The following is a 14,658-nucleotide window of genomic DNA, read 5'->3' as shown; positions in this document are numbered from 1 at the left end:
GCCAGCCGGCTCGGTGCGAGCCCTTGCGAGCACCGAGATCGAGCGGTGGGGGTACCACCCGCGAGCTCCGCGAGTGGGGGCGGAACGAACGCGGCCGGCTAGTAGGACTTGGGGAGGCCCAGGGAGAACTGGGCCACGAAGTTGAGTGCCATCTCCTTGCTCACCGGCGCGATGTTGGACAGGCGCGACGACGCCACGGCCTGGACCAGACCGTACTCGTTGGCCAGGCCGTTGCCGCCGTGCGTCTGGATGGCCTGGTCGACGGCCTTGGCCGCCGCCTCACCCGCCGCCACCTTGGCCATGTTGGCCGCCTCGCCGGCACCCAGCAGGTCGCCTGCGGCGTAGAGCGCGGCGGCCTTCTGGGTGAGGAGGCGCGACATCTCGACGTCGATGTGCAGCCGCGCCAGCGGGTGCGAGATGGCCTGGTGCGCGCCGATCGGCTTGCCCCACACTTCGCGGTCCTTGGCGTAGGCGACGGCCTTGCGGATGGCCCAGCGCGCGGTGCCGGTGGCCATGGAGGCGGCCATGATGCGCTCGGGGTTGAGGCCCGCGAAGAGCTGCTCGAGCCCGGCGTCCTCACTGCCGATGAGGGCGTCGGCCGGGAGGCGGACGTCGTCGAAGAAGAGCGTGAACTGCTTCTCCGGGCTGATGATCCCCATGTCGATCTCCTGGGCCGTGAAGCCCTCGGCGTCGGTGGGCACCATGAAGAGGGCCGGCTTGAGCTTGCCCGTCTTGGCGTCGGACCGGCGCGCGACCACGAGCAGGTGGCTCGCCTCGTCGACGCCGGAGATGTAGGTCTTGCCGCCGTTGAGCACCCAGCCGCCGTCCTCTGCCTTGGCGGCGTTGGTGACGATGTTGTGCGAGTTGGAGCCGGCGTCGGGCTCGGTGATGCTGAAGGCATAGGTGGCGGTGCCGTCGGCGAGACCCGGAAGCCAGCGCTCCTTCTGCTCCTGCGTGCCGTACTGCGCGATCGTGGTGCCGACGATGGCCGGGCTCACGACCATGAGCAGGAGCGGGCAGCCGGCCGTGGCCAGCTCCTCGCACACCGCGGCGAGGTCGCCGATGTCGCCGCCTCCGCCGCCGAACTCCTCGGGGATGGAGACGCCGAGGTAGCCGAGCTTCCCGGCCTCGCCCCACAGCTCGGTGGTCTTGCGACCCTCCTTGGCTGCGCCGTAGAAGTAGGCCTCGCCGTACTTCGCGCCGAGGGCGGCGACCGCCTTGCGCAGCTCGCCGCGCTCCTGGGTCTCGGTGAAGTTGTTGCTCATTCCGTGTCTCCTTCGGTGCTGCCTTCGATGACCGCCAGGACGGCGCCCGACTCGACCTGCTGGCCCGGGGTGACCCCGAGCTCGGCCACGACACCGTCGGTCGGTGCCGTGATGGTGTGCTGCATCTTCATGGCCTCCAGGACCACGACGACGTCGCCCTTGCTGACCTGCTGGCCCTGCTCCACCCCGACGCTGACGACGGAGGCCGGCATGGGGGCGAGGAGGGATCCGGCCGCCACGACGTCGGACGGGTCGACGAACGTGGGGACCACCGTGAGGCTCAGCGAGCCGTGCGGCCCGTCGACGTCGACGCTCGCGTCGTTGACCGAGACCGAGTACGTCTCGGCGACCCCGCCGACCTCGAGCACGACGGTGCCGGGCTCGGCGGACACGACCTCGGCGACGTCGGACACGAGTCTCCGGCCGCGGGACCAGTACGTGGCCTCGACCGGCTCGGCCGCCGTCCCGACGGTGTAGCTCCGGGTCCGAGGCTGGCTCGGGACGTTGCGGAAGGCGGTCGGGATGCGGGCCTGGACGGGCGAGGTGACCGACGCCGTGCGCGCCTCGGCGAGGGCGGCGGCGAGGACGAGCCGCTCCTGCTGCTCGTCGGTGAGGCTCGGCGCTGTCCAGGCATCGATCCGCTCACCGAGCAGCCCCGTGTGGACGCGACCGGCGACGAACTCGTCGTCGGCCAGGACGCCGCGGAGCAGCCCGACGTTGGTGGTGAGCCCGTGGACCTTGGTGCCGTGCAGCGCCGAGTCGAGACGACGGATCGCCTGCTCGCGGGTGTCGGCGAACGCCACGACCTTAGCGATCATCGCGTCGTAGAAGTGCGTGACCACGGAGCCCGACTCGATGGCCGAGTCCACGCGGATCCCTGCGGTGCCCGGGACCTCGAAGGTGCGGACCGTGCCGGTCTGAGGAGCCCAGTCGTCGGCGGCGTCCTCGGCGTAGAGGCGCACCTCGATGGCGTGACCCGACGGCCTCGGCGCGTCGCCCTCGAGCGCGCGGCCCTCCGCGACGGCCACCTGGAGAGCCACGAGGTCGACCCCGAAGATCTCCTCGGTGACGGGGTGCTCCACCTGGAGACGCGTGTTCATCTCGAGGAAGAAGGCCCTCTCGCCGTCGACGAGGAACTCGACCGTGCCTGCGCCGACGTACCCGACGGCCTCGGCCGCGTTGCGCGCGGCGGTGTGGAGGACGTCGCGCGTGGCGTCGGACAGACCCGGAGCGGGGGCCTCCTCGACGACCTTCTGGTGACGGCGCTGGATGGAGCAGTCGCGGTCGCCCAGGACCCACGTGGTGCCGTGGGTGTCGGCGAGGACCTGCACCTCCACGTGGCGTGCGGTGGCGAGGTACGGCTCGACGAACACCGTGGCGTCGCCGAACGCGGACTCCGCCTCGGCGGCGGCCTTGCCGAGCTCGGTCTCGAGGTCCTCGGCCTTCTCGACGACGCGCATGCCGCGCCCGCCGCCACCGGCCGACGCCTTCACGAGCAGCGGGAAGTCGGCCGCGGTGGCCGTGGCCGGGTCGACGTCGAGGATCGGGACGTCGGCCTTCGCCATCAGCTCCTTGGCGCGGATCTTGCTGCCCATCGCGTCGATGGAGTCCGGGGTGGGGCCGATCCAGGTGAGCCCGGCCTCGACGACGGCGCGGGCGAAGTCGGCGTTCTCGGACAGGAAGCCGTAGCCGGGGTGGATGGCGTCGGCGCCGGCCTGCTGCGCCGCGGCGATCACGAGGTCGCCGCGCAGGTAGGTCTCGGACGGCGCGTTGCCCGGCAGCCGGACGGCGACGTCGGCCTCGCCGACGAAGGGCGCATCGGCGTCGGCGTCGGAGTGCACGGCCACGGTGGTGATGCCGAGGTCGCGGCACGTGCGGAACACGCGGCGCGCGATCTCCCCGCGGTTGGCAACCAAGACTGAACGAATCACGAGAACTCACTTCCGGAAGTGCGCACAGGCCGAGCGCAGCGAGGCTGGCGCCCGCGCGAAGCGTGGCCGCGGTGAGGGACGAGCCGCGGGTGCGGCGACGAAGGAGCCGCGCGCCTCACAGGCGGAACACTCCGTAGCCTCGGGCGCCGGCGACCGGCGCGGTGTGGATGGTGGAGAGGCAGATGCCGAGGATCGCGCGGGTGTCGCGCGGGTCGATGACGCCGTCGTCGTAGCCGAGGCCCGACGTGAAGTACGCGATGGACTGCTCCTCGATCTGCTGCTCGACGTACGCCTTGATGCCGGCGAACCCCTCGGCGTCGAACGGCTGGCCCTTGGACTCCGCCGAGCCGCGCGCCACGATCTCCATGACGCCGGCCAGCTGGGCCGGACCCATGACGGCCGACTTGGCGCCCACCCAGCTGAACATGAAGCGCGGGTCGTACGCGCGGCCGCTCATGCCGTAGTGGCCGGCGCCGTAGGACGAGCCCATGACGACCGAGAGGTGCGGGACCTTGGAGTTGGAGACCGCGTTGATCATCTGGGCGCCGTGCTTGATGATGCCGCCCTGCTCGTACTCCGCGCCCACCATGTAGCCGGTGGTGTTGTGCAGGAACAGCAGCGGGGTGTCGGTCTGGTTGGCCAGCTGGATGAACTGCGCGGCCTTCTGCGCCTCCTGGCTGAACAGCACACCCTGCGCGTTGGCGAGGATGCCGATCGGGTAGCCGTGCAGCTGCGCGAAGCCGGTGACGAGGCTCGAGCCGTAGAGCGGCTTGAACTCGTCGAAGGCGCTGTCGTCGACGAGCCGGGCGATGACCTCGCGCGGGTCGAACGGCACCTTGAGGTCGGTGGGGACGATGCCCAGCAGGTCCTCCTGGTCGAGGAGCGGCTCGCCGTACTCGGTGACCGGCGCCTTGCCCTTCTTGGTCCAGTTGAGCCGGCGCACCACCTGGCGGCCCAGACGGATCGCGTCGTGCTCGTCGACGGCGAGGTAGTCGGCGAGGCCCGACGTGCGCGCGTGCATCTCTGCTCCGCCGAGCGACTCGTCGTCGGACTCCTCACCCGTGGCCATCTTGACGAGCGGCGGGCCGCCGAGGAACACCTTGGCGCCCTCCTTGACCATGACGACGTAGTCGCTCATGCCCGGGATGTAGGCACCGCCCGCGGTGGAGTTGCCGAAGACGAGGGCCACCGTGGGCCGACGGTCCTCGCTCGCGCGGGTGATGTTGCGGAAGCTCGCTCCGCCGGGGATGAAGATGTCCTTCTGGGTGGGGAGGTCTGCGCCGCCGGACTCGACGAGGTTGATCGTCGGCAGGCCGTTCTCCTCGGCGATCTGCGCCGCTCGGAAGCCCTTCTTCACCGTGACCGGGTTGGACGAGCCACCCTTCACGGTGGGGTCGTTGGCCACGATCATGACCTCGACGCCCTCCACGACGCCGATGCCCGTGATGATCGAGCCGCCCACCGTGAAGTCGGTGCCCCAGCCGGCGAGCGCACCGAGCTCGAGGAACGGGGAGTCGGGGTCGACGAGCAGCTCGATGCGCTCGCGGGCCGTGAGCTTGCCGCGCTGGTGGTGGCGGTCGACGTACTTCTCACCGCCGCCGGCGAGCGCCTTGGCGTGCTGCTCGGCGAGGTCGTCGACGCGCTCCAGCATGGCCGCGCGGTTCTCGGCGTACGCCGCCGAGGTGGGATCGATGACTGTCTTCACGGCTGCCTCTCAGTAGCCCAGGAGCTTGGACGCGAGGTCCTTCATGACCTCGGTGGCGCCGCCGCCGATGCCGAGGATGCGGGCGTCGCGGTAGTGCCGGTCGATCTCGGACTCGCGCATGTAGCCCATGCCGCCATGGATCTGGACGGCCTCGTTCACGACCCACTCGACGCACTCGACGGCCTGGTTCTTGGCCACCACGGCGTCGAGGATGAGCGACATGTCGGAGCGATCGGTCTCGAGCGCGCGCTCGACGGCGCGTCGGGTCAGCTCGCGCGCCGCGGCGATGCGCGTGTGCATCTCGACCAGCTTGTGCCGGATGACCTGCCGGGCGATGAGCGGCTTGCCGAAGGTCTCGCGCTCGCGGGCGTAGGCCACGGAGAGGTCGAGGGCGCGCTGGGCCGTGCCGTAGGCCTGGACGGCGAGGCCGATCCGCTCACCCACGAACTGCTGCATGACGAGGTAGAAGCCGCCGTTCTCCTCGCCGACGAGGTTCTCGACCGGCACACGGACGTCGTCGAAGGAGAGCTCGGCGGTGTCGGAGCAGTGCCAGCCCATCTTGCGCAGGCTCTTGCTCACGGTGAAGCCGGGCGAGTCCTTGTCGATGACGAGCAGGGAGATGCCGGCGTGACCGTCGCCGCCCGTGCGGACCGCGGTGGTCACGAAGTCCGAGCGGACACCCGACGTGATGAAGGTCTTGGCGCCGTTCACGACGTAGTGGTCGCCGTCGCGGACGGCGCGGGTCTTGAGGGCCGCCACGTCGGACCCGCCGCCCGGCTCCGTCACGCCGAGGGAGCCGATCTTCTCGCCGGCGAGGGTGGGCCGGACGTAGCGGTCGATGAGGTCGGCGTTGCCGCTGTCGATGATGTGGGGCAGCGCGATGCTGTGCGTGTAGAGGCTCGCCTGCAGCCCGGTCGAGCCGCCGGCCGCGAGCATCGCCTCGGTGACGACGCACGCGTCGAGGATGTCGCCGCCGTCGCCACCGACCGCCTCGTCGTAGCCGACGGAGAGGAAGCCGGCCTTCGCCGTCGTGGCGTGCAGCTCGCGCGGGAGCTGGCCGTCGTCCTCCCACTGCGCGAGGTGCGGCACGATCTCGGCGCGCGTGAAGTCCTCCACGGCGGACCGGAGTGCCTTGCGCTCGGGGGTGTTCCAGGCTGTGGTCATGCCGCTACCTCCGTAGAAAAGGAACGGTACGGAGGCACCGTCATGACAGTCTGATCGTTCACTCGCTGGCGCTCGCTCATGCGATGAGCTCCTCAGGGATGGTCACGACGCGGGCACGGAGCCACTCGCCGACGGCCTTGGCCTGCGGGTCGAGGCGGGTCGACGACGCGACACCCTCGCCCAGCAGACCGTGGATCACGATGTTGACGCCGGCCAGCTCGGGGAACGCGTGCACCTCGACGTCGAGGTCGGCGGACTCCGAGAGGAGCTCCTGCACGCGCTCGGGAGTGAGCTCGCTCGCGAGCCAGGCGAACGCGTCGGCACGGCGCGGATGGTGGGCGGGGATCCAGACTCCGACGTTGGCGTCGCCGCCCTTGTCGCCCGACCGCGCGTACGCCAGCTCCCCCAGCGGGACCGCCCGTACCGCCCGATCTGCGCCGTGATCGACCGTCTCGGTGTCGCTGCTCGGTCGATCACGGCGCAGATCTGGAAGGGGGGCGGTGGTGATGGGGGGTGCGACGTCCTCGCGACGGCCGTCGGGGTGGACGACGACGTGCGGGACGTCGGTCTGCGGCACGTACGCGGCGCGGTAGACGCCGAACGGCGTGCCCTTGGACGGCGGCGCGGTGAGCGTGAAGCCGGGGTAGGAGGCCAGCGCCACCTGGACGAAGGCGTCGCTGAACGTCCGGCCGACCGGCTCGGGGCTCGCGCTCTTCACGTGGCAGTGCAGGTACGACGTGGCCTGGGCCTGCGTGGCGGGGTCGAAGACGTCGGTGCGGTCGAGGTGCCACACGACCTCGTCGGGAGGGGTCGCCTGGAGTGCGGCGTCGACCTGGGCGCGGACCCACGCTGCCTTGGCCGGGATGTCGAGGCCTGTCAGGACCAGCTCGACGCTGTTGCGGAACCCGCCGAGTGCGTTGAGACAGACCTTGGTGGTGGGCGGCGGCGGCGCACCCTTGACGCCGCTGATCCGCACGCGGTCGTCGGCCTCCTGCGCGAGGTGGACGGTGTCGAGCATCGCGACGACGTCGGGGTTGGCGTAGGCCGGGCCGCTCACCTCGTAGACGAGCTGGGCCGTGACGGTGTCGACCGTGACGGCGCCTCCGGTGCCCTCGTGCTTGGTGATGACGCTCGATCCGTCGGCGTCGATCTCTGCGAGGGGGAAGCCCAACGGGCGCGTGACGTCGAGGCTCGCGAAGCCGCTGAAGTTGCCCCCGGTGGCCTGCGTGCCGCACTCGATGACGTGCCCGGCCACGACGGCGCCGGCCAGCTGGTCGAGGTCGTCGCGACCCCACCCGAAGGCGTGGATGGCGGGCCCCACCACGACGGAGGCATCGGTGACACGACCCGTGACGACGACGTCGGCGCCGGCCTCGAGCGCGGCGGCGATGCCGAAGGCGCCGAGGTAGGCGTTGGCGGTGAGCACGCCCCCGAAGCCCAGCTCCTCCGAGCGCGGCCGGAGGTCGTCGCCCTCGACGTGGGCGATCGCGATCTCGACGCCCTGCTCGGCGGCGAGCTCGCGGAGCTTGTCGGCCAGCGCCGCGGGGTTGAGGCCGCCGGCGTTGGCGACCACGCGGACGCCCTTCTCCTTGATCAGGGCGAGGGAGTCCGAGACCTGGCGGACGAAGGTCTTGGCGTACCCGAGACTCGGGTCCTTCATGAGGTCGCGGCCCAGGATCAGCATCGTGAGCTCGGCGAGGTAGTCGCCCGTCAGGTAGTCGAGCTCACCGTCCTCGAGCATCTCGCGCATCGCCGAGAGACGGTCGCCGTAATACCCCGAGCAGTTGCCGACACGAATCGTCACGTCTCGAGCATGCCCTGAAACAGAACAAACAGTCAAGCCTGCTTGTTTCTCCCCCACCGCGGTTTACCACGGGGGGTTGGTAAACCGACCCATCCCTACGGAAGCTTCCGGAGGTATGGGTCAGGTTGCACGCTTAACGTGGTAAACCGTCAGCGGTCGGCGAGGGGGCGGGGGTCGGTGCCGGGGTTGCCGGCGAAGGCCTGGACGATGCCGAGCCACTCCTGCGCGTGCTCACCCTGGGCGTGCACGTCGACGTCGGCGAGGTGGCGCCGACGCGTGGCCAGCAGCGCGAAGTCGTAGCCCGAGCCCGTGACGCGCTCGGTGGCATCCTCCGGACCCCACGTCCAGACGGCGCCGGACGGACCGACGAGCTCGACGCGCACCTCGGCGTCGGGGACCTCGAGCCCCCGGGTCAGGTAGGCGAAGCCGCGTGTGCGCACGCCCAGGTGGCACACGTGCTTGCAGCGGTCGTCCCGGGGGGCTTCGATCCCGACGGCCTCGGCGACGTCGCGGCTGTGCGCCCACGTCTCCATGAGTCGGGCGGTCCCCATCGACGTCGCGCTCATGGGCGGCCCGAACCACGGGATCTTCTGCCCGTCGGGCACCGCCGCCAGCGCCTCGGCCAGACGCTGCCGCGAGTCCCGCCAGTGGTGCAGCATCGACTCCGGCGGAAGCTCGGCCATGCGCGCCGTCTCGGTGTCGACGAATCCCTCGGGGTCCTGGACGGCCAGGTGCACCAGCATGTCCCACTCGTCGCCGCCGGCCACGGCCGCGAGCGACGTGCGGTCGGTCCACATGAGGTGGCCGACCTGGTGGGTCACCGTCCAGCCCTCGGGCGTGGTGACGGTGGTCCAGTCGTCGTCGGAGAGGCCCGAGACCCAGCCGTCGAGCTGCTCGCTCTCGGCCGCGAGATCGGCGAGGACCTGGTCCTTGGCGGAGGGGGTCCCGGGGTTCAGGGGCTCGGACATTCAGCGCTCCAGTCGGAGGTCGAGGGTGGTGGCCCAGGCGTCGAGGATCGCGCCACGGCGTCGGGTGTCGTCGCTCAGCGAGGCCGCCAGGCCCAGGCCGCGCAGGAGGTCGAGCGTGGCCTGCACGAGCGCCCGGTTGTCGCCCTTGGCCTCCTCGACCTCGAAGAGGCCCAGCGCGTGGACGTGGGTCTCGCGGCCGAGGCGACGCTCCAGCGGCCCCACGGCCTCGAGCAGCTCGGCGTCGCTGCGGGCGGCGACCCACAGCTCCAGGGCGGCGAAGAAGACCGGCGAGACGAACTGCGCCGCAAGGACGTCGAGCACGGCGCGGGTGCGGCCCTGCTCCGGCAGCTCCTCCGCGGCCGCGGCCAGCTCGTCGCGCCGCCGCTCGGTGAGGAACTCGACGGCCGCCACCACGAGCGCCTGCTTGCTGGGGAAGTGGTGCAGCTGCGCGCCGCGGCTCACGCCGGCGCGACGGCTGACCACGGTCGTGGAGGTGCCGGCCCACCCCAGCTCGACGAGGCAGTCGACGGTCGCCTCCATGAGCCGCAGCCGCATCGCGGCCGTGCGCTCGGCCTGCGGCGTGCGTTGCACGGGCTGACTCGTCACGCGCCCAGGATGACCCGCCGTCCCATTAACCGTCAAGTCTGACTGTTTCTGGCGAGATGAGTGCGGGCCGACTTCACAGGATTCCGATAGCCTCTGCGCACCAACGAACGATCCGGGGAGCCTCCATGACCGAGCCCACCATCACCCTGCCGGCCGACGAGCCCAGGAAGCGCAGGACCGTCCCACTCGTCGTGGCCGGCGTCCTCGTCCTGGCCCTGGCCGGCGGCGGCGCCTACGCGTACACCCGGTTGTCGGGCGGCGGGCTGCAGCCGGCCGACGTGCTGCCGGCCTCCACCGTCGCCTACGCCCGCGTCGACCTCGACCCGTCGGCCTCCCAGAAGGTCGCGGCCCTCCGCCTCATCCGCAAGGTGCCCAGCCTGGCCGAGGAGGCAGGCATCAAGAGCGACAAGGACGACCTGCGCCGCCTCGTGTTCGAGGACCTGGTGGAGGAGTGCGACGGGCTCGACTACGACGACGACGTCGAGCCGTGGCTCGGCGACCGCGCCGGTGTCGGCCTCGTGGGCGGCAGCATCAACCAGCCCGTCGTCGTCCTGCAGACGAAGGACGAGAAGAAGTCCGTCACCGCGGCCAAGAAGATCGCCGGGTGCGCGGGCGAGGGCGACAGCGGCGTCGCCGTGAGCCAGGGCTACGTGGTGGTCGGCCCCAACCAGCGCACGGTCGACTCCGTGGTCAAGCAGGCCGAGAAGAAGCCGCTCTCGGACTCCGAGCGCTTCTCCGCCGACGAGGACAAGCTCGGTGAGCGCGGCGTCGCCTCGGTCTGGTTCGACGGCAAGGCCCTCGCCGACGTCCCCGAGCTGCAGAGCCTGGCCGGCACCGGCGCCACGGGACTCGAGGAGCTGGAGACGGTCACCGCGTCCCTGCGCGCCGGGAGCTCCACGCTCGAGGTCGCCGGGTTCACCCGCACCAAGACCAAGCCCGACGGCAAGCCGCTCGATCTCGGGACCCTGCCCGACGACACCGTCCTGGCCCTCGGCTTCGCGGGAGGCGAGCAGTACGCCGAGGCGTTCGAGAAGGGCGTCGAGCAGGAGGCCGACCCGGACTTCACCACCGAGGACTTCTCGGACTTCGTGGAGCAGTCCTTCGGCCTGAAGTACCCCGAGGACCTGCGGACCCTCACCAGTGGCGGTCTCAGGCTGGCCGTCGGCTCCGAGAACCTGGAGACGCTGCCCACCCTGTCGTCGCCGAGCGACGTCGAGTCGCTCGACATCGGCCTCGCGGTCACCGGCGACAAGACGGCCACGAGCGACCTGCTCACCCGGCTCTCGCGCCTCGCGTCCACCAACCTGGGGCTGCCGCTCCAGGTCTCCGAGACCGACACGGGCGCCGCGCTCGCCAGCAACGCCGAGGCGGCGGCCAAGTTCTCGACGAAGGGCGACCTCGGGTCCAAGCCGTCGTTCAAGGCCGCGGTCGAGCGCCCGTCGGACTCGCTCGGCGGACTGTTCGTCGACGTCAGCGCGATCGTGAAGGCTCTCAAGGCCGCCTCGCCGCCGCCCGACGTCGAGGAGGTGCTCGACGACCTCGGCCCGCTGACCGCCGTCGGCATCTCGTCGTGGCTCGAGGACGACGACCAGCGGTTCTCGTTCAAGGTCGTGTTCGAGGACTGAGGGCCTGGGGCCGGGTCCCGAGGCTCAGCTGGCCTGGAAGAACCAGCGTCGGCGGGTGTCGGGCTCCGGGCCCTCCAGGTCGACGTCGATGATCTCCTCGTCGGCGTCGGCCACCTCCTCGACCAGCTCACCCTCCACGGGCTCCTGGTCCGGCCTGCCGGTCTCCTCGGGCAGCTCGCCCACGGCCCGGCGCGCGAACGCAGCCGCGAGCTGGATGGCCTGACGGCTCTCGGGCAGCGCGTCGGCCAGCACGGGGAAAGCGTGCACCTGACCGCGCCACAGGTGGGTCTCCACCGTCACGCCCCGCTCCGCCAGACGCAGGGCCATGGCCTCGATCTCGGGACGGAGCATCTCGTCCTCGACGGCCACGAAGAACGCGGGCGAGGTGATGTAGGCGCTCGCGTGGAGCGGTGAGGCGTAGCCCTCGATCAGCGCACCCTCGGGCATCCAGCGCTCACGGATCTTGGGGATGCGACGCATCGGCAGGTAGGCGTCGCGGATGCGCGTGACCCGGTCGATGCCCTTGTCGGTGCGCTCGGGGTCGAGGCTGAGCAGGGGGGAGAACGTGAGGAGCGCGGCCGGGACCGGCAACCCCCGGCGCGTGGCGAGCTCGGCGATCTTCATGGTGAGGTAGCCCCCCGCAGAGTCACCCGCGACGACGATCTTGTGCGGGTCGACCGCCGACTCGACGAGCGCGGCGTAGGCGTTGATGGCGTCCTGCACGGAGTCCGCGACGGTGCCCTCCGGCAGCTGGCGGTACTCGACCGACGTGACCGTGGCACCCGTGTAGTAGGCGAGGCGCTCGCAGATCCGCCGGTGCGTCTCGATGCCGCACGAGAAGAACCCGCCGCCGTGCAGGTAGAGGACGCTCATCTCACTGGTGGGGCCGAAGCGGTGCGTCATGGACTCGACCGGCACCCCGCCCAGCTCGTGCCGCACCGGCTCGACGTACCGGGAGCGCGGCCCGCGCGCCGACAGCCGGTCGAGCGAGCGGAGGGTGGCGAGGCTGCGGTCGTTGATGGGCGTCAGCTGGAGCAGCGGCTTGAAGACGAGCCGCGCCGCGCGTTGCAGGACGCGCGCCTTGAGCGTGTAGGTCTCGTGCACCACGGCGTCGGTGTAGACGACTCGCATGGGGGCTCGGCGGCCCAGCGGCACGGCCGGGACGCGGCCGCGGAGGCGTCGCGTCCCGACGACGTCGGGGGTACGACGACCACGGACTCGGTCCAGCCAGGAGGTCCACCACATGCTTCGACCGTACTGCGGGTATGCACCTCTGGCAAACGACTCACGTCACGTTTACGCAGGTCAGAGGCCTAGTCGGTGGTGAATCGCGCATCGACCGAGACCTCGATCAGGATGTCCTCGGGCTCCAGTCGCAGGCCAGGACCACCGTCGGACGAGAGGTCGGCGAAGGCCGCCTTGGCCATGATGGGCGCTGCTCCGCCGCCACCGGAGCCGTCACCGAGCATGCCGGGGTCGGCGATCTCCACCGGGGTCACCCGGCCGCGCCGCACGGCGTCGGCGTAGGCCTGCGCCGTGGCGACGGCATCGTCGACCGCGGCCTTGCGGACCTCGGCCACGTAGGCGCGACGGTGGGAGGCCAGCACGTCCCACGCCAGGCCGTGCACCTCCACGTGGTCGCGACCGGCCCAGTGGTCCACGAAGCCGGCCAGCTTCTCGAAGTCGACGAACTCGGCCCGCACCCCGAAGCTCGCCGTGTGGACGACCTCGTCGGAGCGTCGGTCCCCCGCCCACGGGTGCTGAGAGATCACCCTGACCTGGTCGCTCGACCACGTGGCCAGCGCGCCGCGCTGCTGCAGCTCGCCGAGCTGGGAGACGAGCGGGTCGAGGGCCCGCTTGGCCCGGGCCACGACCTCGTCCTTCTCGGACCCCTCCACGTGGGCTCCCAGGGACACGATCCCGCGCTCGGCCGGACAGCTTCTCTCGGCGCTGCCGCGCACGGTGATCAGGAGGCTCATCGCACCATCCTGCCTGACCGGAGCGCCACCGGTCGTGGTGTCGGGGGTTGCCATCGACCGGTCCGTCCTGCAGACTCACGACTCACATACCGTCGGTATCCGAAAATGGGAGTGAGCCATGATCCACGACGCCGTCATCGTCGGCACCGGGTTCGGCGGCATGGGGGCCGCCATCGCCCTGCGCCGTCTCGGACACGACGACCTCGTGATGCTCGAGCGGGAGGACGACCTCGGCGGCACGTGGAACGTCAACCGTTATCCCGGGCTCGCGGTCGACATCCCCTCGGCCACCTACTCGTACTCCTTCGAGCCCAACCCGTACTGGTCACGGCTCTACGCCCCCGGGCGGGAGCTCAAGGCCTACTGCGACCACGTCGCCACGACCTACGACCTGCGCCGGCACATGCGGTTCGGCGTCAACGCCACAGGCGCCGAGTGGGACGAGGACGCCAAGGCCTGGACCGTCCACGTCGAGGGCGGGGAGCCCGTCCGAGGACGCTTCCTGCTCACCGCCACCGGGTTCCTCTCCCAGCCCAAGCTCCCCGACATCGAGGGCATCGACTCCTTCGCCGGCACCGTTCTGCACACGACGCAGTGGGACGACGACGTCGAGCTAGAGGGCCGTCGGGCCGCCGTCATCGGGACCGGCGCCACCGCCGTCCAGCTGATCCCGGAGATCGCTCCGCGGCTGGCCGAGCTCACGGTCTTCCAGCGCACCGCCATCTGGGTGACGCCCAAGTCGGACGCCGCCGTGCCGAGGCGCCTGCAACGTCTCTACGCCCGGGTGCCCCTCACGCAACGGATCGCACGCGACGCCGGCTCCGCCGTCCTCGAGGCCGTCATGGTGGCCGGCGTCCTGAAGTACCGCCAGCTGCACGTCCTCAACTCGCTCGCCGCCCGCCTCGCCACGAGGCACCTCGAACGCCAGGTCAAGGACCCCGAGACGCGCCGCAAGCTCACGCCCGACTACTCCTTCGGCTGCAAGCGACCCACGTTCTCCAACACCTACTACCCCACCTTCAACGAGCCCCACGTCCACCTCGAGACCACGCCGATCGATCGCGTCGAGCCCGACGCGATCGTCACCACCGACGGCACCCGGCACGAGGTCGACACGCTCGTCCTGGCCACCGGGTTCGACCTGTGGGGCACCAACTTCCCGGCCTTCCGCATCGTCGGCCGCGAGGGTCGTGACCTCGGCGCGTGGTGGCGCGAGAACCGCTTCCAGGCCTACGAGGGCATCGCGGTGCCCAAGATGCCCAACTTCTTCACGCTCAACAGCCCGTACTCCTACTCGGGCCTCTCGTACTTCACCACGATCGAGAGCCAGATGAAGCACATGACCCGGCTCCTGACGGCGATGGCCGAGCGCGGCGCCACCGAGTTCGAGGTCACCGAGGAGGCCAACGACGCGTTCCTCGACCGCATGACCGAGCGGCTCGGCGACTCCGTCTTCGCGCTCGGCTCGTGCTCCACGAGCCGCAGCTACTACTTCAACCAGCACGGCGAGGCCACGCTGCTGCGCCCCACGTCCACCCTCAACGCCTTCCGCGAGGCCGGGCGCTTCCCCCTCGAGGACTACGCCCTCACCTGACCGCCCGTCGCCCCTAG

Annotated in this window: 11 protein-coding genes; 2 read left to right on the top strand and 9 right to left on the bottom strand. The window is 71.0% G+C overall.

What is annotated here, in order from left to right; genetic code table 11:
- Nucleotides 1-98 precede the first annotated feature (98 nt).
- From ASD11_RS16260 to ASD11_RS16230, 7 genes are all read right to left on the bottom strand, one after another.
- Nucleotides 99-1,265 carry an acyl-CoA dehydrogenase family protein gene (locus ASD11_RS16260; protein WP_056289988.1) on the bottom strand — a complete coding sequence of 389 codons (1,167 nt, stop codon included), beginning with the start codon at nucleotides 1,263-1,265 and terminating at the stop codon, nucleotides 99-101.
- Complete coding sequence (locus ASD11_RS16255) at nucleotides 1,262-3,196, bottom strand: acetyl/propionyl/methylcrotonyl-CoA carboxylase subunit alpha (RefSeq protein ID WP_056289986.1); 1,935 nt, start codon at nucleotides 3,194-3,196, stop codon at nucleotides 1,262-1,264. The genes ASD11_RS16260 and ASD11_RS16255 overlap by 4 nt, the downstream gene beginning before the upstream one ends.
- A gap of 115 nt (nucleotides 3,197-3,311) precedes the next feature.
- Nucleotides 3,312-4,901 carry an acyl-CoA carboxylase subunit beta gene (locus ASD11_RS16250; RefSeq protein WP_442854200.1) on the bottom strand — a complete coding sequence of 530 codons (1,590 nt, stop codon included), beginning with the start codon at nucleotides 4,899-4,901 and terminating at the stop codon, nucleotides 3,312-3,314.
- 9 nt (nucleotides 4,902-4,910) lie between these two features.
- Nucleotides 4,911-6,065: an acyl-CoA dehydrogenase family protein gene (locus ASD11_RS16245; protein ID WP_056289984.1), complete on the bottom strand. Its 1,155-nt coding sequence runs from the start codon at nucleotides 6,063-6,065 to the stop codon at nucleotides 4,911-4,913.
- Between the two features lie 76 nt (nucleotides 6,066-6,141).
- The gene (locus tag ASD11_RS16240) at nucleotides 6,142-7,869 is read right to left on the bottom strand and encodes an acyclic terpene utilization AtuA family protein (RefSeq protein ID WP_235503382.1); all 1,728 of its coding nucleotides are present in this window, start codon (nucleotides 7,867-7,869) and stop codon (nucleotides 6,142-6,144) included.
- 149 nt (nucleotides 7,870-8,018) lie between these two features.
- Entirely contained in the window at nucleotides 8,019-8,837 is an 819-nt protein-coding gene (locus ASD11_RS16235) for a TIGR03084 family metal-binding protein (RefSeq protein WP_056289979.1), read from the bottom strand.
- Complete coding sequence (locus ASD11_RS16230; protein WP_235503381.1) at nucleotides 8,838-9,443, bottom strand: TetR/AcrR family transcriptional regulator; 606 nt, start codon at nucleotides 9,441-9,443, stop codon at nucleotides 8,838-8,840.
- A 125-nt stretch (nucleotides 9,444-9,568) separates the two neighbouring features.
- On the opposite strand from ASD11_RS16230, the gene ASD11_RS16225 reads away from it, so the two are divergent.
- Nucleotides 9,569-11,068 (top strand): DUF3352 domain-containing protein, encoded by a 1,500-nt coding sequence (locus ASD11_RS16225; protein ID WP_056289977.1) that lies wholly within the window; start codon nucleotides 9,569-9,571, stop codon nucleotides 11,066-11,068.
- Nucleotides 11,069-11,092: 24 nt separating this feature from the next.
- Here the strand turns inward: ASD11_RS16225 and ASD11_RS16220 are convergent, their stop codons facing one another.
- Together ASD11_RS16220 and ASD11_RS16215 are read right to left on the bottom strand one after the other, a co-directional pair.
- Nucleotides 11,093-12,313, bottom strand: coding sequence for an alpha/beta hydrolase (locus tag ASD11_RS16220; protein WP_056289973.1), 1,221 nt, complete (start codon nucleotides 12,311-12,313; stop codon nucleotides 11,093-11,095).
- A 68-nt stretch (nucleotides 12,314-12,381) separates the two neighbouring features.
- Nucleotides 12,382-13,047, bottom strand: coding sequence for an SIMPL domain-containing protein (locus ASD11_RS16215; RefSeq protein WP_056289969.1), 666 nt, complete (start codon nucleotides 13,045-13,047; stop codon nucleotides 12,382-12,384).
- Nucleotides 13,048-13,165: 118 nt separating this feature from the next.
- Between ASD11_RS16215 and ASD11_RS16210 the strand changes: the two genes are divergently transcribed.
- Nucleotides 13,166-14,641 (top strand): flavin-containing monooxygenase, encoded by a 1,476-nt coding sequence (locus tag ASD11_RS16210; RefSeq protein WP_056289967.1) that lies wholly within the window; start codon nucleotides 13,166-13,168, stop codon nucleotides 14,639-14,641.
- The last annotated feature ends 17 nt before the right edge of the window (nucleotides 14,642-14,658 follow it).

The organism is Aeromicrobium sp. Root495 (assembly GCF_001426755.1).
GTDB lineage: Bacteria > Actinomycetota > Actinomycetes > Propionibacteriales > Nocardioidaceae > Aeromicrobium.
This window is presented reverse-complemented; position numbering and strand designations above follow the sequence as displayed.

Excerpts from the sequence above, each read along its gene's own strand:
- ASD11_RS16260 (WP_056289988.1), bottom strand. The coding sequence starts at position 1,265 with ATGAGCAACAACTTCACCGAGACCCAGGAGCGCGGCGAGCTGCGCAAG.
- ASD11_RS16245 (WP_056289984.1), bottom strand. The coding sequence starts at position 6,065 with ATGACCACAGCCTGGAACACCCCCGAGCGCAAGGCACTCCGGTCCGCC.
- ASD11_RS16235 (WP_056289979.1), bottom strand. The coding sequence starts at position 8,837 with ATGTCCGAGCCCCTGAACCCCGGGACCCCCTCCGCCAAGGACCAGGTC.
- ASD11_RS16225 (WP_056289977.1), top strand. The coding sequence starts at position 9,569 with ATGACCGAGCCCACCATCACCCTGCCGGCCGACGAGCCCAGGAAGCGC.
- ASD11_RS16220 (WP_056289973.1), bottom strand. The coding sequence starts at position 12,313 with ATGTGGTGGACCTCCTGGCTGGACCGAGTCCGTGGTCGTCGTACCCCC.
- ASD11_RS16215 (WP_056289969.1), bottom strand. The coding sequence starts at position 13,047 with ATGAGCCTCCTGATCACCGTGCGCGGCAGCGCCGAGAGAAGCTGTCCG.
- ASD11_RS16210 (WP_056289967.1), top strand. The coding sequence starts at position 13,166 with ATGATCCACGACGCCGTCATCGTCGGCACCGGGTTCGGCGGCATGGGG.